This is a genomic window from Paenibacillus abyssi (assembly GCF_014640295.1).
Lineage (GTDB): Bacteria > Bacillota > Bacilli > Paenibacillales > Paenibacillaceae > Paenibacillus_D > Paenibacillus_D abyssi.
This window is the reverse complement of record NZ_BMGR01000005.1, coordinates 231,603-255,978: the sequence shown is the minus strand read 5'-3', so window position 1 is coordinate 255,978 and position 24,376 is coordinate 231,603. Positions and strand designations below refer to the sequence as shown.

At 52.9% G+C, this 24,376-nt stretch carries 24 protein-coding genes; 22 read left to right on the top strand and 2 right to left on the bottom strand.

The window, feature by feature from the left end; translation table 11 throughout:
- Positions 1-52: 52 nt before the first annotated feature.
- The 21 genes from IEW11_RS09690 to gucD all read left to right on the top strand — a co-directional run bounded on the left by IEW11_RS09690 (position 53) and on the right by gucD (position 21,536).
- Positions 53-1,642 carry a response regulator gene (locus IEW11_RS09690; protein WP_188530853.1) on the top strand — a complete coding sequence of 530 codons (1,590 nt, stop codon included), beginning with the start codon at positions 53-55 and terminating at the stop codon, positions 1,640-1,642.
- Between the two features lie 190 nt (positions 1,643-1,832).
- Complete coding sequence (locus IEW11_RS09685) at positions 1,833-2,582, top strand: SDR family NAD(P)-dependent oxidoreductase (protein ID WP_188530852.1); 750 nt, start codon at positions 1,833-1,835, stop codon at positions 2,580-2,582.
- Between the two features lie 267 nt (positions 2,583-2,849).
- Entirely contained in the window at positions 2,850-3,287 is a 438-nt protein-coding gene (locus IEW11_RS09680; protein WP_188530851.1) for a PPC domain-containing DNA-binding protein, read from the top strand.
- Positions 3,288-3,364: 77 nt separating this feature from the next.
- On the top strand, positions 3,365-4,081 hold the full coding sequence (locus IEW11_RS09675) for an RraA family protein (RefSeq protein ID WP_188530850.1): 717 nt from the start codon (positions 3,365-3,367) through the stop codon (positions 4,079-4,081).
- Positions 4,082-4,165: 84 nt separating this feature from the next.
- Positions 4,166-5,530: an ABC transporter substrate-binding protein gene (locus IEW11_RS09670; protein WP_188530849.1), complete on the top strand. Its 1,365-nt coding sequence runs from the start codon at positions 4,166-4,168 to the stop codon at positions 5,528-5,530.
- Between the two features lie 108 nt (positions 5,531-5,638).
- Positions 5,639-6,538, top strand: coding sequence for a carbohydrate ABC transporter permease (locus IEW11_RS09665; RefSeq protein ID WP_188530920.1), 900 nt, complete (start codon positions 5,639-5,641; stop codon positions 6,536-6,538).
- Positions 6,539-6,550: 12 nt separating this feature from the next.
- Positions 6,551-7,393 carry a carbohydrate ABC transporter permease gene (locus IEW11_RS09660; RefSeq protein WP_229725093.1) on the top strand — a complete coding sequence of 281 codons (843 nt, stop codon included), beginning with the start codon at positions 6,551-6,553 and terminating at the stop codon, positions 7,391-7,393.
- Between the two features lie 46 nt (positions 7,394-7,439).
- Entirely contained in the window at positions 7,440-8,456 is a 1,017-nt protein-coding gene (locus IEW11_RS09655) for a Gfo/Idh/MocA family protein (protein WP_188530848.1), read from the top strand.
- Between the two features lie 22 nt (positions 8,457-8,478).
- Positions 8,479-9,465, top strand: coding sequence for a Gfo/Idh/MocA family protein (locus tag IEW11_RS09650; RefSeq protein ID WP_188530847.1), 987 nt, complete (start codon positions 8,479-8,481; stop codon positions 9,463-9,465).
- Positions 9,465-10,193 carry an SDR family NAD(P)-dependent oxidoreductase gene (locus tag IEW11_RS09645; RefSeq protein WP_188530846.1) on the top strand — a complete coding sequence of 243 codons (729 nt, stop codon included), beginning with the start codon at positions 9,465-9,467 and terminating at the stop codon, positions 10,191-10,193. The genes IEW11_RS09650 and IEW11_RS09645 overlap by 1 nt, the downstream gene beginning before the upstream one ends.
- A gap of 9 nt (positions 10,194-10,202) precedes the next feature.
- Positions 10,203-10,994: a sugar phosphate isomerase/epimerase family protein gene (locus IEW11_RS09640; RefSeq protein WP_188530845.1), complete on the top strand. Its 792-nt coding sequence runs from the start codon at positions 10,203-10,205 to the stop codon at positions 10,992-10,994.
- Positions 10,995-11,070: 76 nt separating this feature from the next.
- Positions 11,071-11,811, top strand: coding sequence for a FadR/GntR family transcriptional regulator (locus IEW11_RS09635; RefSeq protein ID WP_188530844.1), 741 nt, complete (start codon positions 11,071-11,073; stop codon positions 11,809-11,811).
- A gap of 105 nt (positions 11,812-11,916) precedes the next feature.
- Positions 11,917-13,074, top strand: a complete 1,158-nt coding sequence (locus IEW11_RS09630) for an iron-containing alcohol dehydrogenase (RefSeq protein WP_229725091.1) — start codon at positions 11,917-11,919, stop codon at positions 13,072-13,074.
- 34 nt (positions 13,075-13,108) lie between these two features.
- A complete protein-coding gene (locus tag IEW11_RS09625; RefSeq protein ID WP_188530842.1) occupies positions 13,109-13,411 on the top strand; it encodes a UxaA family hydrolase in 303 nt (100 codons plus the stop codon).
- Positions 13,398-14,570: a UxaA family hydrolase gene (locus IEW11_RS09620; RefSeq protein WP_188530841.1), complete on the top strand. Its 1,173-nt coding sequence runs from the start codon at positions 13,398-13,400 to the stop codon at positions 14,568-14,570. The genes IEW11_RS09625 and IEW11_RS09620 overlap by 14 nt, the downstream gene beginning before the upstream one ends.
- A gap of 27 nt (positions 14,571-14,597) precedes the next feature.
- Positions 14,598-15,827, top strand: a complete 1,230-nt coding sequence (locus IEW11_RS09615; RefSeq protein ID WP_188530840.1) for a Tm-1-like ATP-binding domain-containing protein — start codon at positions 14,598-14,600, stop codon at positions 15,825-15,827.
- On the top strand, positions 15,824-16,666 hold the full coding sequence (locus tag IEW11_RS09610) for a phosphoenolpyruvate hydrolase family protein (protein ID WP_229725089.1): 843 nt from the start codon (positions 15,824-15,826) through the stop codon (positions 16,664-16,666). Before IEW11_RS09615 ends, IEW11_RS09610 begins: the two co-directional genes overlap by 4 nt.
- A 47-nt stretch (positions 16,667-16,713) precedes the next feature.
- Positions 16,714-17,520 carry a sugar phosphate isomerase/epimerase family protein gene (locus IEW11_RS09605; RefSeq protein WP_188530839.1) on the top strand — a complete coding sequence of 269 codons (807 nt, stop codon included), beginning with the start codon at positions 16,714-16,716 and terminating at the stop codon, positions 17,518-17,520.
- A gap of 56 nt (positions 17,521-17,576) precedes the next feature.
- Positions 17,577-18,518: an AEC family transporter gene (locus IEW11_RS09600; RefSeq protein WP_188530838.1), complete on the top strand. Its 942-nt coding sequence runs from the start codon at positions 17,577-17,579 to the stop codon at positions 18,516-18,518.
- Between the two features lie 99 nt (positions 18,519-18,617).
- A complete protein-coding gene (locus IEW11_RS09595; protein WP_188530917.1) occupies positions 18,618-20,048 on the top strand; it encodes an NAD-dependent malic enzyme in 1,431 nt (476 codons plus the stop codon).
- Positions 20,049-20,072: 24 nt separating this feature from the next.
- Positions 20,073-21,536 carry an alpha-ketoglutaric semialdehyde dehydrogenase GucD gene (gucD, locus tag IEW11_RS09590; RefSeq protein ID WP_188530916.1) on the top strand — a complete coding sequence of 488 codons (1,464 nt, stop codon included), beginning with the start codon at positions 20,073-20,075 and terminating at the stop codon, positions 21,534-21,536.
- Positions 21,537-22,273: 737 nt separating this feature from the next.
- Here gucD and IEW11_RS09585 read toward each other — a convergent pair.
- Positions 22,274-23,116, bottom strand: a complete 843-nt coding sequence (locus IEW11_RS09585) for an aldo/keto reductase (RefSeq protein ID WP_229725087.1) — start codon at positions 23,114-23,116, stop codon at positions 22,274-22,276.
- A 50-nt stretch (positions 23,117-23,166) separates the two neighbouring features.
- Positions 23,167-23,244 (bottom strand): PhoU domain-containing protein, encoded by a 78-nt coding sequence (locus IEW11_RS09580; protein WP_268237377.1) that lies wholly within the window; start codon positions 23,242-23,244, stop codon positions 23,167-23,169.
- Positions 23,245-23,551: 307 nt separating this feature from the next.
- Between IEW11_RS09580 and IEW11_RS09575 the strand changes: the two genes are divergently transcribed.
- Complete coding sequence (locus tag IEW11_RS09575) at positions 23,552-24,115, top strand: phosphoglycerate mutase family protein (RefSeq protein WP_188530837.1); 564 nt, start codon at positions 23,552-23,554, stop codon at positions 24,113-24,115.
- Positions 24,116-24,376 lie beyond the last annotated feature (261 nt).

The following is a 24,376-nucleotide window of genomic DNA, read 5'->3' as shown; positions in this document are numbered from 1 at the left end:
GAACGAAAATAAGAGAGAATATGACTACCAAGTAAAGCGCAGGTGAGAGCTGATGAAAATCTTGATTGTTGATGATGAGCAGCGAATCATTGAGGGGCTCCGCGAATTCCTGCCTTGGGAGCAGTTGGGCATTGAAGAATTGCTGACAGCGGACAGCGGTGAATCGGGCTATCAAGTATTCGTGGACCATGTGCCCGATATTATCATTACGGATATTATGATGTCCGGAATAAGCGGCCTTGATATGATCAGACAAATCCGCAAGCGGGATGAGTCACTGCCGATTCTTGTCCTCAGCGCGTACGATCTGTTTTCATACGCAAAGGAAGCGGTGGATCTTGGCGTCACCCGTTATATTTTAAAACCGATCGTCTATGCGGATATCGAGGCGATGGTCGGTGAGGTCGTCAAAGAGCTGAAGGCCAAGAAGATGCTGCAGGAATTTGAGCTTCGCAGCCGCCAACAAATCCGCACTAATATGGAAGCGCTAAAAGAAAAATTTTTATATGATGTGTTGACGCTGCCTATGCGCTTTGACGATTACTTCGTAAAGGATCTGGATTATTACGGCGTGCCCCCTGGCTTCCTCGAGGGCGGTATCGTCATGACGCTGCAGGCTTTCCGGTCGAATAACGGGAAAATAACATGCGAGAAGCATTGGAAAATCTACCGGTTTGCAGTCAAAAACATCGTGCATGAGGTGCTGAGCGGCTGGCAGCCAAGCTATCATCTGCCCTTTCATGACGACCGGATGACGGTCATATTCGTCGGCCCGGATGCGGGGCAATTGCTGGAGGCCGCACGCAGCGCTACAAGCGAGATTATTCATCAGATCTATGCTTATCTGGAGATTGAAGTGAACGCGGCGATCGGCAGATGGTATCCGCATCCTTCCGAGTATTCGCGCTCGTTCAAAGAGTCGATAGAGGTGCTGAAATTTAGTGAATTCGAAGGGTATAAGCGTATCGACTTCATCGAGGATATTCAGGAAACGGCTTATTCGGGGGTGACGGAATATCCGTTAAAGGATATGCAGGTGCTGATCGAAGCCGTCAGCCGCAAGGAGTGGAAGGAAGCCAAGGGAGTGTGGGAGGATATCGCGTCCTTTATCACCGCAAGGGAAGAGGCGGTTTCCTTCGATTTTGTCAGAATGCTCTGTGCCAGTCTTATAAGCGCTCTGATCGTTTCCGGGGGCAGGAGGGAGAAGGATTTCTCCGCGCTGTTGGAGGCTCAGAATTATCAGACCAAGCGTGAGCTGATCGCCTATGTACGCAGACTTATGGAACAGCGGGCGGAATCCGGTCCCGCCAAGAAAAATCAATCCTCTTATGTAAGCTATATTCAGAAGTATGTGGACGAGCATTATCATGAAGAGATTTCCTTTTCGCAGCTGGCCAAAGACATGCATTTAAGCCGACCTTATTTAAGTTATCTCTTCAATCGCGATACAGGGGAGACCTTTGCCAATTATCTGATTCAATATCGGGTGAACATAGCCAAGAAAATTATGCAATCTTCTCAATATTTGATGGTAAGAGAGGTCGCATCGATGGTCGGATACTCCGATCCCGCCTACTTCAGCCGAATCTTCAAAAATATTACGGGGATGAGTCCATCCGAGTATCAAATGCGATTAAATTAATGCAAAAATAAGTCAACAGTATTTTCAAAAAAAAAGTATTGACAGCGCTTTAATTTAGGCGCTATAATTCGGATAAATTGGTTGACCAATTGATAAATAAATAAATTGATAAGTTGATTGATGCTCGACGGAAGTTAGCGTTAACCCCGTTTACACAAGCCATTATACTTCACGGTAAAGGAGGGACCGTATGCAAATCCGATCAAAGACAGCGTTAATTACCGGATCTGCGACCGGAATCGGGAAAGCGATTGCGCTCGGGCTTGCCAGAGAAGGAGCCAATGTCGTGATCAATTATTCCCGGTCGAGGGAAGAAGCGGAAGCGACCTTGGCAGAGGTTGAGAATTGCGGCGGGAGCGGATGGATCGCACAAGCCGACGTCAGCGATAACGATCAGGTTGTGCGTATGGTTCAAGCAAGTCTGGGACGGTTTGGCAGGATCGACATTTTGGTCAACAATGCGGGTACAACCGATTTTGTTCCCCTTGAAGATCTCGACGGACTGCTTGATGCTTACTGGGACAGGGCGCTGGGTGTGAACGTCAAGGGCATGTTTCATACGAGCCGCGCTTGTGCCGACGAGCTCAGGAAGAATAAAGGCTGTATTATCAATATCACCTCGATTGCCGGGTTTAACGGAGCAGGGAGTTCCATCGCTTATGCCGCCTCCAAGGCTGCAGGCATCAGCATTACCAAGTCGTTCGCGCGCGTTCTTGCTCCCGATGTCCGGGTCAATGCGATAGCGCCTGGCATCGTTATTACCCGCTGGGTGGACGGACAAGAGGAGCATATCCAGAAATATAGCGACAAAACGCCTCTGGGGAGGCCTGCCTATCCGGAGGATGTGGCGGATATGACGATCGCGATTATCCGCGACGGAAACTTCATGACCGGCCAGACGATCGTCGTAGATGGCGGATGGAGTCTGAGCTCGAGCTAGAATCAGCGGGAATCAAAATATACGAGGAGCAATTCCTGTAATGAAGTAATTTAGGCTTTGAGTAAAAAAAGCGCCTCTTGTATACTGGGTAACGTTTCCGCAAAGAACAAAACCCACAAACGAAAAGAGGCACTCATCATGAAGTATAAGTTTAAGCAAAAGCAGAATCAACGAATTACAAGAATTACTGAAAAGACCTTGGTTGTTGGGATAAGAATGAGTGAGATAACGGGAGAAAATATTACTTTATAATGGGAGGCTAAGGATATGAAGGGATTATTTTATGGTGAAGGCACCGGTAGAATCATCGTTATTAATTTGGGCAGAGGGGATCTCTTGCTGGAAAGTATTCGCGACCGGTTGAAGGCCGAAGGCATTCGCAATGCCGTTCTATTCGGGGCTGTAGGTTCCCTGCAGAAGCTGGTCTACCATCTGCCGACCAGTATGGGACCGACATCCAACGACCGGTTCATCACTGTGGAGGGCAGCGGTCCCATAGAGCTGGGCTCCTTGTCCGGCAATGTGATCGATGGCGATCCCCATATGCATATTGTAGCCCAGGACAAAAACGGCAATTATGTCGGTCATCTTGAAGAAGGCACCGAGGTGCTGTTCCTGGCGGAAATTATTTTGGCGGAAATTCCCGGCCTGAACATCCATCGGGTCAAGAATGAACACGGTGTGGTCTATCTGACTGAAAAGTAGGCGCACCGCTTTGACAACGGTTTCACCCATCTTATATAGCATCACAATTCACAAACACTATTGGGAGGTAATTGAAAATGGCTACGACAATGACAGACAAGGAACTATTGGCTAAAATCCGGAAGTTGAGACTTGCAGATCTTTCCGACGGAATGGATGCGCTCGGTCTTGTAAATGTCGGCTCGATGTCGACGGAAATGCGTCCGCTTCGACCTGGCATCGCATTTGCAGGATTCGCTTTTACCGCTAAGCTGGTCCCTTCGCAGCGTAAAGGCCAGCCTTGTAAAACTGTCGAAGAGTATTTCGAAGCAAATGGTGAATGGTGTTCTGATGCCTATTCCTTCAGTCGGCAGATCGATAAGGAGGATGTGACGGATCGGGTGCTTGTGATCGATATGGGCGGTTATCCGGGCGGCGTGCTCGGCTCCGATAATATGCTTCATTACAAAGCAAAAGGCATGGCCGGCGCAGTCGTCGACGGCGGATGCCGCGACTCCTATGAATGCAACCTGGAGGAAGTCGACGTATTTTGCACGAAGCGTACATTCCACCACGTGTCCTTCCGCATGTCCAACGGCGGTATCAATGTTCCTGTGGAGTGCGCCGGTGTGACCGTCAATCCAGGCGATGTGATCTGTGCGGATGACGATGGAGTGCTGGTCATTCCGCGTGATCGCGCCGAGGAGGTTGTCGAGTTTGCCATCGCTATCCTGGAAGCCGACCAGAAAGCGCGCGCAGCCAAGTATAAGGTGCTCGGCATGGAGCCGGATTACACGCTGAACCGGTTCGCCTAATCATGATTAGCCTGTGCATCGCCCCCGGTTTCCCCAGTAGGGAAACCGGGGTTTGTATAACCAATTACAAGGAGGGTCGATCAAATGAAAAAGAGGAGATTATCACTTGTTGCTTTGATTCTTATCTTATCACTTGTCATGTCGGCTTGTGTAAGCGGTAACAATGGGAACAATGGAACGGGAAGCAACGGTTCCGGCGGTGAAAACAGTACGGGCAACACATCTGTGGGTTCCGATAACGGTAAGATAGTGGAAATTCGGTTTCCCTGGTGGGGCAGTGTAGCCCGCCACGAAAAGTATAATCAGATGATGGATATGTTCGAAGAGAAAAACCCGGGGATCAAGGTGATCCGCGAACCCGGTTCATGGGATGATTACTGGAGCAAAATCCCGACGCAAACCGCCGGTAATAATGCGCCAGATGTGCTGATGTATACGACAGTCGGTCAAATGCCAGAGTATGCGGACAAGGGCGCGGTGCTCGCGCTCGACGATTATATCGCGGACGGTACGATCGATGTGAGCAAGGTTCCGCCGAATATTATCGAGCTCGGGAAGTACAAAGGTAAGACGTATATGATTACGAAGGGCCTGGCGGCTATATCCTTAACGACGAACATCGGTCTGTTGAAAGAGAAAGGCGCACCGCTTCCGAAAGAGGAGTATGCCACCTGGGATGAATTCATTGCTTATATGAAAGAGATCAAGCCGCTGCTTGGCAAGAATGAAAACGGAGGAGAAATTTTCCCGATCGAGGATGATGCCCAGGACGATCTGTTACTGGAGAGCTTCCTGAGGCTTAAAGGCAAGAACATGTTTGCAGAAGACGGCAGCGGCCTCGGATTTGCTAAAGAAGATCTGATCGAATGGTTTGAACTGTGGCAAAGCATGAAGAATGAAGGGCTGGTCCCTCCTGCCCAAATCACAGCGGAAGAAGGCGCTTTGCAGTGGGAGCAGGATATGCTCGCCACCCACCGCGTCATCATGTCCGGCAGACCGGGTAATCATCTGAAAACGATCAAAAATTACATGGAAGACGAGTTGACGATTATTCGTTTGCCAGGCGGCAACGGAACGTTCGGTGAAGTGCTGACAGGCGCATTTCTCGGTATTTCCGCACAAAGCGAACATCCCGAAGCAGTAGCCAAGCTGATCAACACGTGGCTCAATGATCTGGAATTCAATCAGCTGTACATGAACGAGCACGGCATCGTTCAAAATACGGAAATTCTGAAACAACTGGAAATGAATCCGTATGATGAAATAACAACGAAAAATATGCAGGCGGTTATTGCCTCAACAGAACCTCAAAGTTCGAGACTTCCCGGCGTTGCCGGAATTTTCGAACAGCTCGGTAAATCGTATGAGGAAGTTAATTTTGGCGTCAAGAGCGCCGAGGCTGCCGTGGATGATTTCTTCGCCGAAGCGGAGCGGATCATGAACAAATAAGTTTTACTAAAACAGAAAACAGAGGGAGAGCTCGTCATAATCCTTCTGTTTCCTTCAATCACCTGCAATGGAGTTGGTCATGTGGCTCAAATCGTATTGGAAACCAACATGAAGCGACCATCTATAATTAAAATGTTCTGGGAGAAAAACAAATTCGCGTGGCTGTTCATTTTGCCATGGTTCGTCGGTATTACGGGGCTTGGTCTGATTCCGATGATCGCCTCTTTGTACTTGTCCTTCACCGACTATAACATGTTTGATTCTCCGGGATGGGTGGCAGCGGCAAATTACACTAATCTTTTTGAAGATACCAGGTACATTCAAGCGGTCAAGGTGACACTGACGTACGTGGCGGTCGGTGTACCGCTTCAACTGCTCGTCTCGCTGTCGTTTGCGATGATACTGAATCAAGGCATCCGCGGCCTGTCCCTCTATCGTGCTGTTTATTATATCCCTTCCCTGCTCGGGGGAAGCGTCGCGATCGCGATATTATGGCGTCAAGTATTCGGCCGGGACGGCCTGTTCAATGAATTTCTCGAGCTGTTCGGCATTGTAGGCAAGAGCTGGATCTCGGATCCGCAATATGCGCTGTTTACACTGATTGCTCTAAAGCTGTGGCAATTCGGTTCGCCCATGGTCATTTTTCTCGCAGGTCTGAGGCAAATCCCGAAGGAATTGTACGAGGCTTCTGCCATCGACGGTGCCAACAAGGCGCAGATTTTGTTCAAGATTACCCTTCCGCTCCTTACGCCCGTTATCTTCTTTAATGTCGTGATGCAAATGATTGCCGCCTTCCAGGCGTTTACTCCCGCTTATGTAATAGGGGGAGGATCAGGAGGGGCGCTGGATTCGATTCTGTTCTATACGCTTTATCTGTATATGAAGGCGTTCCAGCATTTTGAGATGGGTTATGCGTCCGCGATGGCCTGGCTGCTACTTCTGCTGATCTCGGCTGTTACCGCGCTCTTATTCTGGACCTCCAGGAAATGGGTATATTATGAAAATTAGGAGGGAGCCCGTGTGAATATACAACCATCGGTGACGAAGTGGTTACGCATATCGGTGATCATACTCATGGGGGCCGCCCTGATGTATCCGCTGTTATGGATGTTGAGCAGCTCCTTCAAGCCCAATGCCATTATCTTTCAGAAGCTGGGGCTTTGGCCGACCGGATTTACGTTATCCAACTATGCCAAAGGATGGGTCGGCCTGTCGGGAATCAGCTTTTCCACCTTTTATGTGAATACGTTCATTGTCGTCGGCTTCGCTATTCTGGGCAATATCATCACTTGTTCGATGACGGCCTTCGCGTTCGCACGGATGGATTTCACATTCAAGCGGGTCTTCTTCGCCGCCATGATGGTGACGATTATGCTGCCTTATCATGTAACCCTGATCCCGCAGTACATTATCTTTAACAGCATCGATTGGATCAATACGTATTATCCGCTGATCGTGCCCAAGTTCCTGGCTACCGATGCCTTCTTCATCTTCCTGATGGTTCAATTCATCCGCGGCATTCCGCATGAGTTGGATCAGGCGGCGATCATGGACGGCTGCAATCCGATTCAGACGTTCGTACGCATTATTCTTCCGCTGCTGCAGCCAGCGCTTGTGACCGCCGCTATCTTCACCTTCATCTGGACGTGGAACGATTTCTTCAGTCAGCTGATCTATATCAGTAATCCGAAGCTATTTACCGTAGCGTTGGGACTGCGGATGTTCCTCGATAACCAGGGAGCGTCGGAATGGGGAGCAATGTTCGCTATGTCCATCGTGTCACTGATTCCGATCCTGGTTTTCTTTACCTTCTTCCAGCGGCTTATTATCGAAGGCGTATCCACAACCGGCTTGAAAGGTTAAGCACACAAGTGACGTTTCGAATAGAAAACAGGCGGTGATTAGAAAAATGATTACAGTAGGCATCGTTGGATGCGGAGGTCATGCGAATACACATGCCGCCACAATTCGGGACAGTTCGTTCGCTGTCCTGGCAGCCTGTGCGGACATTGATCCGGTCAGAGCGGAGCAGTTCGCCCGCACATATGGCATTGCAAACAGCTATGGCTCTTTGAAGGATATGGCCACCGGCCATAAGCTGGATTTGTTGATCATCGTCGCCTTTCCGACCGTTCATCCGGTGCTGATCCGGGAAGCCATCGAGTATGGGATCCGGCATATTCTTTGCGAGAAGCCGCTAGCACTGAACTCGGAGCAAGCCAGGCAGATTATGGAGCTTGCGGAATCAAGCGGCACGCTGGTCGTGGAGGGATTGATGTACCGCAGCCATCCGCAGATTGCCAGGGCCAAGGCGCTTCTGGCATCCGGCGCGATCGGCGATATCCGCTACATTCATGCGCAATTCAGCGATTATGCCAGCGACAACCCGGGCAACTGGCGTAATAATCGCAGTCAGGGCGGCGGTTCCATGACCGCCAAAGGTTGTTATCTCGTGGACGCATGCAATCTGTTCTCCGGTTCGAGAGCAAAGGCAGCCTTCTGTATTGAATCGACGAATCCGGATATCAATGTGGAGGTCGGCGAAACGGGAACGATTCTGTATGAGAACGGGGTGACCGCCCAGTTCGAAACCAATCACCGCTCCGTATGGAGGGAGGAAATCAAAGTATGCGGCACGAAGGGGACGCTGCTTATTCCCCATCTTATCGTCACCAAGACGCAGAAGCGGGAAATCGTGCTGGAGATGGACGGCGCTTATGAATCGAGACCGATGCGTTCCGAGACCTTTTCGTTCGATGTCATGAGCAGCTACGGGCTGCAGCTTGACAATCTGTACTGCTGCATTACAGAAGGCGCTGCCCCACATTTTCCGGTGAAGGACTCGGTCGCCAACTACATCGTCACGGACGCCCTGATGCGTTCCGTTGCTTCCGGCAAGCTGGAACCGGTCCATTGGGGAGATTGAGAATTGACGGGAGGCGTGTGCAATGGTTAAGATCTCGATCATCGGAAGTGGAGGGATTTCCCGTCATCATGTCGAAAGCCTGAAACGCATCGGAGATGCGCAGGTGATCTCCACCTGCGATGTGGATAACCAGCGGGCTGCGGAGCTTGCGGCTTCCTGCGGGGCTGTGGCGTGCACGGACTGGAGAGCCGGTATCAAGGAAGCGGACCTGGTCTATATATTGACCCCGCCTTCCTTTCATAAGGATATCGCGATCGAAGCGATGGAGGAAGGCAAGCATGTCATGATCGAGAAGCCGATTGCCATTGCCGAGGAAGACGCCGAGCAGATCGTCGAGGCTTCGCATCGGCTTGGCCGCAAGGCGATGGTCGGCTTCAATATGAGACATCGGACAGCATATGGGAAACTGAAGGCTGTACTGGATTCCGGTCGGCTGGGCGACGTGCTGAACTACTGGAGCCAGCGGATGGGGATGGGGAGTCAAGGCGGGACATGGCGGACGAACCGGCAGCAGATGAGCGGCTTTACGATCGAGTCCCTCTCCCACGACATCGATATTTTCCGCTGGCTGTCGGGGAGCGAGGTGGAGTGCGTCTATGGCAATGTGGCCAATTCCCGGCTCGATCTTCCCGGATACGACGACAATACCCTTGCCGTGCTGAAGCTCAGGAACGGTCAGGCGGCGTTCATTCAAGCGAGCTGGTCTTCTTATCTGGAGTTTAACAGCAGGGGAATCGCCGGAAGGGATGGGACGGTCATGATCAGCGGACCCGGCACCTGGAATTTCGACCGATTGACCTACAGGACCAAAAATATGGAAGAAGAATATACCGAGACATTCGCCGATCCTCTGGATGGACAGTCCTATTATGTAGAAAACCTTCATTTCGTCGATTGCGTTTTGCATGACCGGAAGCCGCAGATGACGGCCGAAGACGGATTGGCGGTGCTCCGGGTCAGTCGGGCGATCCTTCAATCGCACAGGGACAACAGGATGGTGACCTTGTAATGGAACGGGCAAACGCTTATGTAACAGGCGCCGACAGAGGGCTTGGGCTCGGACTGGTTCGTGTGCTGCTGGAGAAAGGGTACAAGGTTTATGCCGGCAGCTTTCTGCCGCATTGGCCGGAGCTTGGGGGCCTGCAGCGGGAATGTGGGGGAAAGGACAACCTGGTGATTGTGCCGCTGGATGTGACAAGCCGCGCATCTGCCGACGAAGCTGCGGAGACGATCCAGGCCGATACGGATTCGCTGAATCTGCTCATCAACAACGCCGGGCTGGCCAGCGACCGCTCCGGAACGATCCTGGAAGCTCAGTATGAAGAGGATATTCTACAATTGTTCGATATTAACACGCTCGGCCCTTTGCGGGTGACGCAATCGGTGATCGAGCTTCTGCTGAACGCCCGGAGCAAGACGCTTGTCAATATCTCCTCGGTTGCAGGCAGTGTCTCGCTGGTTACCCGGATGAACCAGTTCGGCTATACGATGTCCAAGTCCGCCCTGAACATGCAGTCCAAAATTATTCATAACCACTTGAAAGACCAGGGGCTTAAAGTGCTCGCCATTCATCCCGGTTGGATGCGGACCCATCTCTTCGGTGACATCGGGCGGATGAAGGACGCTCCCTTCGAGTCGATTCAGTCCGCCCGCAATATTGTTGCGCTCATCGAAAGCCGGACGGAGATTAATGAAGACATTTATATGGACCATGAAGGCAATCCATTACCGTGGTAGGAGGGTGCTATGAAAACGGATATTCAAGTGGCGGCAATGGGGCTGAACTGGAACAATCCAGCCGGTGAACAATTCGAGCCTTGGCTTATGGAAGTCAAGGAAGCGGGGTATGACGGAATTACCGGATTTGCAAGCAGCAGCCTGGCCAGCTTCATGGACCGGCCGCATCAGCTGAAGGCGATGCTGGACAGGAACGGGTTGAAGCTTGCAAGTGTGGACGTCCACTTCCAGCCGGACTTCGATTATTACAAGAAGGTATGCGAATGCCTGGCCGTCAACGGCTGCGAGATTCTGGCGTACATCGACCCCAAGGGCGGCCCGAAGGCCTACCGTGAATTGGGGGAGTGGCTGGACCGGATCGGCGAGATGAGTCTCGGATACGGAGTCAGGACGTTCTACCATAATCATACGAGAGGCATAGGGGAAACCTTCACCGACCTGGAACGCGTGCATGCGGAGGTCGACCCCGCCCGCGTATTCATGATGCTGGATCTGGGCCATGCGACCAAGGACTTTATCGAGCTTCCTCCACAGGAGAGGGCGATTGCGTTTCTGAGAAAATATAAGGAGCGGATCAAGTTCATGGAGTTCAAGGATTGGAATGAACGGACGGATCTGAATACGCCGCTCGGGGAGGGATATTGCGACTACGAGGCTGTCTTTCAATGGGTTCGGGATACAGGCTATCAGGGCTGGATCCTGGTGGAGCAAAACGGTAACGATGGACTGAGCTTGGACCGGACGCCTTTGGAATGCGCCATGCTCAGCAGAGCGTTCCTGCAGCGCGGGCTGGCCGTGTAGAGCAGCTTGACGAAATGCCAATGTTTCTCTAGAATTCCTCTATAGGTTGACCAATTGACTAAGAGGAATGAAGCCCATGTTGAATAATAAGGAATACCAATTCGAGCCGGTCCCCAAAAACTCTCTGGTCGTCGAACTGACGAAGAGATTGCTGGATTATATCTTCTCCGGGAGCATTCGTCCCGGCGATAAGCTGCCGACGGAGCGCAAGCTTCAGGAAGCGATGCAGGTAGGCCGCTCGGCCATCCGTGAAGCGCTTAAAGCGTTGACTGTGCTTGGCATCGTCGAAGTGAGACAGGGTGACGGCACCTATCTGAAGAAGCTGGATTCGGCTCTTCTCACCCAATCGATCGAATGGGGACTGCTGCTTGGCGAGAAGCACATGATGGATATTATTGAAGCAAGGAAGGAAATCGAGATTTCAATCGTCAAATATGCGGCCGAGCGAAGAACGCCGGAGGAAGTGCAGCAGCTTGGCGAGATTCTGGAGCGGTTGAAGCATTCCACGCTGGACAATTTTGTCGAGCACGATATCGCGTTTCATTTGAAGCTGGCGGAGATGGCCAAGAACACAGCGCTTAAAGGGGTATTGACCAGTCTGCAGTCGCTGCTTCGGACCTGGATCAAATGCGTGATCGATGCCGCCGGAGAAACGAGCTTCTCCTACGTCGATCATTACAACATTTATAAAGCGGTCTCTGAAGGGAATCCTCTTCAGGCGGTCAAAGCGATGGAAGCGCATATGGGCGATGCCACGAGCCGGTTAATTAACGAAATTCAGAAAGATGAGCAATTGGAGGCCGAGCCGCCCGTATGAGAAAAGTGCCATGAGAGAAAGAAAAGCGGCTTCATGGCATCATTTTATTGGGCTCAGGCAGACCTATTACAGAATGTATATGCCAAAGAGCGAGGAGGCAACAACGTGGACTACCAATATTATATGCCGACCCGAGTGGAATGCGGCGCCGGATTAACAAGCCGTACCGGCAAGTTCCTGTCTTCATACGGTATCCGCAAAGCGCTGATCGTGACGGATGCGGGCATTGTAAAAGCGAATATGCTGGGCGACATGCTGGCCTCCCTGCAAAACACGGACATTGAATATGCGATCTATGACAAAGTGGAGCCCAATCCGAGCGCTGAAAGCATCATGAGCGGACTGGATAGCCTGCGCGGACACGGCTGCGATTGTATAATTGCCTTTGGCGGCGGCAGCAGCATCGATACGGCGAAAGGCATCTCTGTCATGGCCGGCAACCCCGGGAACATTCTGGATTATGAAGGCGTCGGAAAAATCGCGAATTCCGGTGTTCCGCTGGTCGCTATTCCGACGACGGCCGGAACGGGAAGCGAAGTGACCGCGGCAACGATTGTAACGAATAAGCAGACGTCGTTCAAAGCGGCTGTTATCAGTCCTTATCTTTTCCCCAGGCTTGCGATACTCGATCCGCTGCTGACGTTGAAGCTGCCGCAATCCATTACTGCCGCCACTGGAATGGATGCGCTTACACATGCAATTGAATCGTATACGTCCAAGGCGGCCAGCCCGGTCAGCCAGGCGTTTGCACTGGCGGCGATCCGGATGATCGCCGCTAACATCGACAAGGCCTACTATGCCGGAACCGATGTGTGCAGCCGGGAACAGATACTCGTTGCCTCGATGATGGCCGGAGCCGCTTTTGCCCAGTCGCGGCTGGGCAATGTGCACGCGATCTCGCACACGATGGGCGGCATCTTCAATATCGCGCATGGCGTTGCCAACGCTGCACTGCTGCCGTATGTCATGCGCTTCAATCTCCCTGCATGTGTGGAGGCAATGGCCGATATTGCCGAAGCACTCGGCTGTAATACCGCAGGGGTCTCCCGGGAGCGGGCGGCGGAAATGGCGGTAGAGGCCGTTGTAGACCTGAACCGGCGTCTCCGCATTCCGGCGAACATTCGGGATCTGGGCGTGGATATACAGGCGCTCGACAAGATGGTCGAGGATTCGATGCGAAGCGGCAATGTCCTGATCAATCCGCGTCTCACGACGCCTGAGGACATCCGCGCCATTATCCGCAGCGCTTACGATGGCGTCTGATTCCACAATTACTTCGGCGAGAGGTGAACCTGGTATGACTGCTTACAAAACGATATGGTTAAACACAACCGACAATGTGGCGACTGCGCTTGAGGAGCTGGCTTCCGGCGCTACGGTGACCGTTCAGGCGGACGGCAGGCAGGAGCAGGTGCTGCTCGCTCAGCGGATCGAATTCGGGCACAAATTCGCGGTCCGCTCCATTTTGCAGGGAGAAGATATTTGTAAATACGGCCAGGTTATCGGAGCGGCGGTATGCGATATTCGTGCTGGGGAGCATGTGCATGTTCATAATCTGGAAGGCAAACGTGGAAGAGGTGACCGCAATGACAACGAGTGACCACAAAATAATGGCTTACCGGCGGCCCGATGGCAGTGTCGGGATTCGCAACCATGTGCTGATTCTGCCGACGATTACCTGTGCGACGCAGGCCGCCAAGCAGGCTGCAGATCTGGTTCAGGGTGCCGTATCGTTCATTCATCAGCACGGCTGCGCACAGGTGGGCGTGGATTACGATCAGACGTTCCGCACCTACTACGGGATGGGCGCGAATCCGAATGTGTACGGCGTTGTCGTCATGGGACTCGGATGCGAGACCCATCAGGCGCGAAGCGTCTACTCGGAATTAAAGAAAACGGGCAAGCCTGTCGAGCTCGTCTCCATACAGGACGAGGGCGGCACGCTCAGCGCGATCGCGCAGGCGGCCCGCCTGGCCGCGCGCATGGTGCAGGAGGCGTCCGCGGAGATGAGAGTGGAATGCTCATTATCCGATCTGATCGTGGGCACCGAATGCGGCGGCTCGGACGCTTGCTCCGGGCTGTCGGCCAATCCGGCTGTCGGCCGGTTCAGCGATATGCTGGTCACTGAAGGGGGAACCGCCATACTGGCCGAAACGACCGAGCTGATCGGCGCCGAGCATCTGCTGGCCGAGCGGGCGGTGAACGAGCATGTGCGCAAGCGCGTGTATGAGGTGATCGGGGCGATGGAGAAGCGCGCCTTCGGAATGGGGATCGATATCCGCACCGGGAATCCGAGCCCTGGCAATATTAAGGGCGGTCTGAGCTCGCTGGAGGAGAAATCGCTCGGCGCGTCTGCAAAGTCCGGTTCGAGCGCGCTGCAGGAGCTGATCGATTATGCGCAAGCGCCTTCCCGCAAAGGGCTTGTCTGGATGGATACGCCTGGCCAGGATATCGAGCAGATGACGGGCATGGTCGCCGGCGGCTCGCAGCTCGTCCTGTTCACGACGGGCCGCGGGACGCCGACCGGCTCCCCGATCGCGCCGGTGATCAAGATCGCGACGAATACCGGGATCTATGAACGGATGTCGGATAATATCGATTTTAACGCCGGCACGATCATTGAAGGCACAGAAACGCTGGCGTCTGTATCGGAAAGGCTGATGGATGAGGTTGTCCGGGTGTGCAACGGCAAGATGACAAAGTCGGAAATTATGAAACAGCATGATTTCGGCATCTGGCGGATCGGTCCGACATTTTGATTTTTCAAGAAACGGGAGGCTATTTTCATGGATTCGAAAGTCATCCTGCTGCTTGGCGCTTACGACATGAAAGGTGAAGAGTACGATTATGTTGCCGCTTGTATCGAAGGAAGGGGCCACCGCACGCTGAAGATGGATTTCAGCGTCATCGGAAGCCCGAAATCGGGGACGGTCGATATCGGCGCGGAGCGGGTCGCCGAAGCTGCAGGTTCCTCGCTGACCGCTCTGAGGGAAGCGGGAGACAGGGGGAAGGCAATGTCCGCGATGAGCGAAGGGGCTGCCCGTCTGGTACGGCTGCTCTACGATGAAGGGAAATTCGACGGCATTTTTGGCATGGGCGGCACAGGCGGCAGCTCGGTCATCAGTGCTGCGATGCGCAGCCTACCGCTGGGGGTGCCCAAGGTGCTTGTTTCTACCGCGGCCAGCGGCGATACCCGCATGATGCTCGATACCCGGGATATTACGCTTATTCCTTCCGTCGTCGATGTAGCGGGCGTGAACCGGATCAGCCGGGTTATCTACCGGGAAGCGGTCGGAGCGATATGCGGCATGGTGGAGATGGAAAGAGAGGAGACGGCGAGCACCCGCCCGGTTGTTGCGGTGACGATGTTCGGCAATACGACAGAGTGCGTAAACAGATGTCGAAATATTCTGGAAAATTCGGGTTATGAGGTGCTTGTGTTTCACTGCACAGGCACCGGCGGCCGGACGATGGAGCAGCTGGTGGAGGATGGACTGATCTCGGCCGTGCTCGATATTACAACGACGGAATGGGCGGATGAGCTGTGCGGCGGCGTATTTGCGGCGGGACCGGACCGGTTGGAGGCGGCAGGGAAAGCCGGTATACCGCATCTGATCGTGCCAGGCTGCGTCGATATGGTTAACTTCGGTCCGCGGGCTACCGTACCGGATACCTTCGCAGACCGGAAGCTTTACATCTGGAACCCTGGCGTCACGCTTATGCGGACGACACCGGAAGAGAATGAGCGGATGGGCCGGATCTTCGCGGAGAAAGCCAACCGCGCCGGCGGTCCGACCGCTTTCTTGCTGCCGCTGCGGGGCGTATCGATCCTCGGCACCGAAAATAACGAATTCTGGTGGCCGGAAGCGGACCAGGCGATGTTCAGCGCGATCAAGACTTATGTGAAGGACGAAATCCCGGTTGAAGAAGTGGACGCTGCCATTAACGATCCCGAATTTGCCGACCGGGCCGTCGGCAAGTTAATGGAGCTGATGAAGGGAGGGGGAGCCACGTGAGTACGATAAGAGTGGATATTCTGGACAGGCTGAGAACAAAAATTCAGGAAGGCCGTCCGATAATCGGCGGCGGCGCAGGGACCGGCATTTCCGCCAAATGCGAGGAAGCTGGCGGTATCGACCTGATCGTCATCTACAATTCGGGAAGATTCCGGATGGCCGGCAGAGGGTCGCTCGCTGGTCTCATGCCTTACGGGGACGCCAATGCGATTGTTATGGAGATGGCCGCGGAGGTACTGACGATCGTGGAGCATACGCCTGTTCTTGCAGGCGTATGCGGCACCGATCCTTTCCGGAACATGGACCGGTTCCTGAAGCAGATCAAGGAGATCGGTTTTGCCGGTGTGCAGAATTTTCCGACGGTCGGCTTATGCGACGGGTTGTTCCGGCAAAATCTGGAGGAGACCGGCATGAGCTACGAGCTGGAGGTGAAGATGATCGCCCAAGCGAGCAAGCTGGAGCTGCTGACGACACCGTATGTGTTCAATGTGGAGGAGGCCAGGCAGATGGCCGCAGCGGGCGCAGATATCATCGTCGCTCATATGGGACTGACCTCCAAAGGATCGATCGGCGCCCGGACGACGATGAGCCTGGACGAGGCGGCGGAGCAGGTGGGGGCGATTATCGCAGCGGCATCGCAGGAGAATCCGGATGTGATCACACTGTGCCATGGAGGACCCATATCCGAGCCCGAGGATGCGGAATATGTCCTGTCGAAGGCGGAGGGACTGCATGGCTTTTATGGCGCTTCCAGTATGGAGCGGCTGCCGACGGAGACCGGAATTACCGCTCAAATCCGCAAGTTTTCCGCCATCGGCATGCATCCCGGGACGCGATAACAGTGTCTCCCAAAACGGATGCAATTCAATACGGAAGGGGGATGCGTATGATCGGACTGGCATGCGCCAGCCTGTCCTGCGACGGCTTCGGCGATCATCATTTCGTAAGCAGCATGAGGCTGATGCCGCAGATCGGATACAGGCACATCGAATTGAACTGCTGGTATCCTTCCGATCTGACGCCGCTGAATATCCGCCGTCTGCAGCTCAGATGCGCGGAAGCGGGATTAAAGCCGATTGCGGTATACGGCTCCTCATTCGGCGGCTCGAATCATCATGAGATCAGCAAGGATGTGTGCCATAAGCTGCGTATGATCGACGCGGCCAGGGAGCTTGGCTGCCACCGCATTGTGGCGACAGGGGGAGCAAGAGGACAACAGGGCGGCATGGAAGCTGTTCTGACAGCGCTCAGGCAGGTTGTTCCGTATTCGGAGGAACGGGGCGTTCTGATCTGCCTGGAAAATCATGCAAGCAACAACCTGGAATTTATCGAGGATTATGAGCACATCTTCTCCGAACTGGATTCACCCAATCTGGGCGTTTGCGCGGACACCGGTCATTTTGAAGCGTCCGGGTTGGGGCTGGATGAGGTTGCCGCCAGACTCCATAATCGGATCCATCATATTCATGTGAAGGAAACGGCCCGCAAAGGGGAGGAAGTGTTTGTCAAGTTCGGCCAGGGCGTGACGGATAACCGCCGGTTCATCGACATGCTGCTGGGGCATGGTTATCAGGGCTATATTACCGTAGAGCTTGCGATCGAAGACAAATCGAACCTGCTGCAGGACCTGTCCGTGCCTTATCGTATGTTCAGCACTTATGAACAACAGGGACGGGAGACGGTCAATGAATAGACGGAATAAGATGGCGTTCGGATCGGGGGCAAACATCCGGTTCCGGAGTGCCGTCCTTGCCGGCTGGACGAGGGATGGGAGGGCTTGCGATACCGATCATAATCAATCAGGTGCTGCCCATCGCTGTTCTGGTCATCGCAGGAATGCTGCTGAACAAGCTGTTTCCGCTGGATATCAGAACAATGACGAAGCTGTTATTTTATATCTTTTTTCCGGCGATCTGTTTCATACTGGCCTATGAATCCAACGTAACAGCCGCCACCGTCCTGGATGTGCTGCTGTTTCTTGTTATTTTCTATGCCGCGCTGCTGCTGATCGTGGAACTGTACGTGCGGGTCAGAAGGCTGCGGTTCACTGTGGCAGGGGCTGTGCGCAACAGCGTTATGCTGGATAATAACGGGAACTACGGCATTCCTCTGAACCAGCTCGTATTCATGCAGGATGCCTTCGCGCTTTCCGTACAAATGATCGTGATGATGACCCAGACGTTCCTCCTGAATACATTCGGCTTATACAATGTATCGGGGCGGATGAAGTGGAGCCGTCTCGTGAAGACGATGGCTGCTTATCCTTCCCTGTACTGTATGGCAACCGGATTCGTCCTGAATGCCTCGAATACGGCGATTCCCGGGGCGCTGCTGACTCCGATACAGTATATGGCGCAGGGGTTCCTGGCGTTTGCTCTGCTGACACTGGGAGTGCAGCTGGGACAGATCAAGTGGAGCTTGGGCAACCGCGATATAGCGGTATCCATCGTACTGAAGCTGTGCGCCGCTCCGCTGCTTGGCCTCATCATTCTGCTTCTTCTCGGTATGGAAGGCATTCTGGCGCAGGCGCTGCTTTTGACTTGTACGGTTCCGGCTTCATTGGCGGGCGTGCTGCTGGCGGTGGAATTCGGGAGCGAGCCGGACTTTACGGCACAGACCGCTTTTTTATCCACTTTATTCAGCGTGGTGTCTGTCAGCTTCTGGATTTATGTGATTCAGCACATCTGGTAGGACATCAGGAGACCAAATATGGCGATAACGGCGATAATACGGTGGCGATATGACGGTAATTATGAAGTTAAATATCTAACGGATGGAGGGAACAGCTCTATGGAGGAGACCGGAACGAAGAGGTTGGAAGGCAAGAGCGTCATCCTCCGCCTGGAATTCAACAGCAACGAGGTAAAATTCGGAGCGGTGGCTGCGATCATCTCGGAGATGGGCGGCGATATTGTCGCGATCGATACGATTCACATGAGCCATGAAATCAGCATACGCGACGTGACAGTGAATGTGATCGATGCAAGCGATATCGGCAGAATGACCGACGCGATCAGGCAGATTCCCGGGATGACCATCGTGAATATATCGGATCGGACCTTCCTGCTGCATCTGGGCGGCAAGATCGAGATCGTGCCCAAAGTGACGATCCAGAACAGGGATGATCTCTCCCGGGTATATACGCCCGATGTAGCCAGAGTGTGCAACGCTATACATGAGGACGAGGACAAAGCGTTCTCGCTGACGATCAAACGCAACACGGTGGCGGTCATTTCGGATGGCTCGGCGGTACTGGGCTTGGGCAACATCGGCTCCCGTGCCGCTATGCCGGTCATGGAAGGCAAGGCGATGCTGTTTAAGCAATTTGCGGGGGTCGACGCCTTCCCGGTCTGCCTGGACTCCCAGGATACGGAGGAGATCATCAAGACTGTGAAACTGATTTCGCCGGCCTTCGGGGGCATTAATCTGGAGGATATCGCTTCGCCCCGCTGCTTCGAGATTGAACGACGCCTGAAAGAAGAGCTGGATATTCCGGTATTTCATGATGATCAGCATGGGACGGCCGTCGTCGCACTGGCGGCATTGACCAATGCTCTTAAGGTGGCGGGCAAACCGATCGGCGAGGTGAAGGTTGTCGTCTGCGGAATCGGAGCTGCCGGCATGGCGATCAGCAATATATTGCTTGCCGCGGGTGTGAAGGAACTAATCGGCGTCGACCGGGACGGGATCATTGCAGATGGCGAGGCGTATGACAGCTCGATGATGCGCAGCTTCGCGGCACGCACGAATCCGCGAAGAGTCAGAGGCGCTTTGCACGACGCGCTGACGGGCGCAGATGTGTTCATCGGCGTCTCACGGGGCGGATTGCTCAGGCGCAGCGATGTGCTGGCGATGGCGCCTAATCCGATCGTATTCGCGCTGGCCAACCCGACGCCGGAGATTCATCCGGAGGACATCGAGGACATCGCCGCTGTCGTGGCGACAGGCCGTTCCGATTATCCGAACCAGATTAATAATGTGCTTTGTTTTCCAGGTATCTTCAGGGGCGCGCTGGATTGCAGGGCAAGGGAAATCAATGAGGACATGAAGCTTGCGGCCGCCGAGGCGGTCGCTTCCGTTATTACGGATGAGAAGCGGAACAAATACTATATTATTCCCAGTGTATTCGATAAGAATGTGGTCGAATTGACCCGGGAGCGGGTAATCCAGGCGGCTATCCGCACCGGTGTTGCCCGCCGCACGCCAAAAGAATACCGATAAGGAGGCTGTATGATAATGGGAGCGATGACTCAAACGAATGTACCAACCTATTTCAACTTTATTAACGGAGAATGGACGCCCGCCCGATCGGGGGAAACGGTGAAAAGCATTAATCCGGCGAACAGGAACGAGATCGTCGGCTATGTGCCGTCATCCGGCCCGGAGGATCTGAATCTTGCGGTAGCCTCCGCCAAGAGCGCGCAGCCCGGCTGGAGATCGTTGACCGGAGCGGTCAGAGGGGAACTGCTGTTCAAAGCCGCCGATGCGCTGGAGCGGCGGCTGGATGAAGTCGCGGAGACAATGACGCGCGAAATGGGCAAGACACTGGGCGAGGCCAAGGGGGAGACGGCTCGCGGTATCGCAATTCTCCGGTATTACGCCGGCGAGGGGATGCGCAAGATCGGGGATGTTATTCCGTCTACCGATAGCGAAGCGCTGATGTACTCCACCCGGGTGCCGCTCGGCGTCGTCGGTGTCATTGCCCCATGGAACTTTCCTGTCGCCATTCCGGTTTGGAAGATGGCTCCAGCGCTCATATACGGTAATACCGTCGTGCTCAAACCGGCGAACGAGACGACGGTTACAGCGGTGAAGGTCATGCAATGTCTGGCGGAAGCGGGCTTCCCGGCGGGCGTGGTGAATCTGTTATCCGGGAAAGGCTCTGTCATCGGACAGGGATTGGCCGAGCATCCGGACGTGAATGGTATCACCTTCACCGGCTCCAATAGCGTCGGCAAACGCGTCGGCCACGCGGCGCTTGAGCGGGGCGCGAAATACCAATTGGAGATGGGCGGGAAAAATCCGATCATTATCGCGAATGACGCTGACCTGGATTTGGCGGTTGAAGCGACGATCAGTGGCGGCATTCGTTCAACAGGGCAGAAATGCACTGCGACCAGCCGTGTGATTATTATGCGGGAAGTGTACGATGCGTTCAAGGAGAAGCTGCTGGACAGGATCGGCCAGTTAAAGGTCGGCAGCGGATTGGATGCACAGACGTGGCTTGGCCCTTGCGCCAATGAGAACCAATTGAGAACTGTGCTTGACTACATCAGAATCGGCAAGGAGGAAGGGGCCGCGCTGCTCATCGGCGGTGAGCAGCCGGAGGAGGCGGAACTGGCGGACGGATTCTTCGTGAAGCCGACTGTGTTTGATCAAGTGACGCCCGATATGGCGATCGCGCGGGAGGAGATTTTCGGTCCTGTGCTTGCCCTGATCGCAGTGGATTCGATCGAGGAAGCCATCCGTATCGCGAACGATTCGGACTTTGGCCTGAGCGCCTCGATTTTCTCGCAAAATATCGGGAATATTCTCTCTTTTGTGCGGGATATGGAAGCGGGTCTTGTGCGGGTCAATTCCGAGACGGCCGGCGTGGAGCTCCAGGCTCCGTTTGGCGGGATGAAGCAGTCGAGCTCCCATTCCCGCGAGCAAGGGCAGGCGGCGATTGAATTTTTCACTTCGATTAAGACGGTGTTTATTAAGCCTTAATCGGACCTGAGGTTTGGCTTTAATCGAGACTGAGAACCGTGACCATTTGGTCGGGCAGGAAATATTGGGAAATGACGAGGGGCAGCAATCGGCGGGGAATCGGGCCGATATGCGGCCCTTTACGCGTGAGAGAGAAGCGCGCTCCATGGGATGAAAAACATCGCATAGAGCGCATAAAATCGCCGAAAAGGCTTCTATGGGATGAAAAACATCGCATAGACAAATGGAGCGGTCGAATGGAAAGCGGGGAGGCGCGTTATCGCTGTGGCGGCGAGCGGATTGTTCGGCCAGGTCGCCCGCAGCGGCGTATGGATTGATATTTTGCCTAAGAAGCTTTTAAAGTTTGGAATTCAGGCATATTGAGGATGTCAACGACGGGAAGGGAAGATCTCGAAATGTCGGCTCCAGAATGATGGATGTGAGAGATACCTTGTTCGATCTTGAGGCAAGCGAACATGCGAAAGCATCGTTCCTTGAGGATTATTCGCTATGGGCAAGCTTGCCCGCGGGGGCGTTCAACAGAAGGAAAAATCCGTACATACATAAACCAGGATATATCGATAATCCCTGGAATAAAGAAAAGCCACTGCTCCTCCGCTCATCTTGCCGCATGTACTACAAGAGAGAACATGGAGAGATGTGTTACAGTTGGTGAAACTGACGGAAAAGCAGCGGTTTGAAATTCGGGAATCCATCAAACAAGTCTAACCTGCGGGAACTTTCATGTGAAAGCTTTCTTAAATAATGTCGAGCGGAACCTTTCTAGTCGGTTTGGGGAACGCCTCATCCAACATCCCCAAGTCTTCCTCGGTAAGCTTAATCCGTTCTGCCTCCGCATTCTCTTCGACATGCGCTGCTGTCGACGCCTTAGGAATGGCAATCACGTCACCGCTTCTAATGCACCAAGCCAAGAGAATCTGAAGCGGCTTCACGCCATGTCGATCGGCAATCTCCTTAACCGCTGGATGCTCAACCAACCCTCTTCGTAAAGTGCCCGCCTGGGCGAGCGGACTGTAGGCCATCGTCGGGATTTTCCGCTCTCTCAACCAAGGAAGCAGGTCGTATTCTATGCCGCGGGAACCAAGATGATACAGCACCTGATCGACCATGCAATGTGTCCCTCGCGCCGCGTCGAACAGTTCTTTCATATCGTCCGTGTCCAGGTTCGAGACGCCCCATCGCAAAATTTTCCCCGCTTCGACCAGCCGCTCCATCGCTTCTACCGTTTCGCTTAGAGGAATACTTCCTCTCCAGTGAAGAAGATAAAGGTCGAGGCGGTCTGTCTTTAACCGCTTCAAGCTTTGTTCGCAGCTGCCGGCGATGCGATTCAGTCCCGCGTTGTGCGGGTACACTTTGGATACCAGAAACACTTGATCTCGTATCCCTTCGATCGCTTCTCCAACCAAGGACTCGGATCTGCCGTCGCCATACATTTCAGCCGAATCGATCAGGTTCAATCCAAGCTCCACACCGCGTCTTAACGTGCGAAGCTCTTCATTTTTCTTGGACGGCTCATCCCCCATATACCACGTACCTTGACCGATTCTGGGTAAAGAGATCCCATCAGGAAGGGTTACCACGCGCCCACCCCCTTGTTTTTTTAATAATATTTTCCCCGCAGCGCCCCGTCCTATTCGCCATAGAGAATATATTGGGCGATGTTTTTACAGTGGTCTCCCACGCGTTCTAAGTTGCTAAGCATATCCAAGTAAATGGCGCCCGAATATCATTGATCGTGCAAAATGTTATAAATCAAAATATGCTTATTACTTTTTAAAGAATTATGAACCATACGTTAAATCAAGAGCTTCAAGGAGTAGTAGTATAACGAAAACTATTACAAAAGACAATGTTAGAAAATTGGAAATAGATGGTGCGTAATGACTGAGATGTGACAGTAGTTGCCCAAGATTCAAATAGTAATCTTTATTGAAGTAACGGAGCAGGAAAGTTTAAGACTTCTAACGAATACCTCAATATGGAAGTTGGTTTTTTATTTTGTAGGGGTTGTTGCAATGGAAATTATTTTTGTTCGGCATGGTCATGGAGAACATCTTAACGATTACCCCAATCGTTTGAACACATTACACCCTGGACTGACAGAATACGGGAGATTTCAGGTCAATCAGCTACGTGATCAATTATCTTTTGATACAGATGATCTCGTGTTAGTAAGCCCTACCAAGCGGACGATTGAAACAGCAATTATGTTGAAGGATGATTTGGATTTCATCATTACACCACTTGTTGGACCGAGAATGTTTCCTCAAAATCGAGAGCTTCCCTTTCTGGTTTGTGACCACATCTATTCTATGACGGAGATTGCAAATCTTTATAAAGGTGCAGAAATACTCGACTTCGGATTGGATTGTTGGGGTGAAGGAATTAACAGGATTAAACAGGAACTTTTTGAAGGGTACGCCAAGAAATTATTGGATTGGATCAGGGACAGTTATAAAAAAGTATTCATTATTTCACATGATGGCACAATAACAAATTATCGAATATTGCTTGGAGAAAAAGGATTGACAAGAAAAGATTTTCTTGGTGAAGCAAATGTCTATAAGATTAATCTGTAGGTATGTTTTGGGGATATCTTAGCAAAGCTAACGTAGATCTTTAATCCCATTAAGAATTTGGATTATCTTTAAGTAGAATAGTGTAAATCCTTAATCAAAGAGGGAAGGTTTTAACCAACGAATTGAATCAGCTGAGACGAAATCCTTGAGGCGATTGTATCCGACCTTAGAGGCGAAGATTATATCTTAGCTGTTTGGTTGGAAGGATCGGATGGAACAAAAAGTGTAGATGAGTATTCGGACATTGATCTGGTTTGCTGC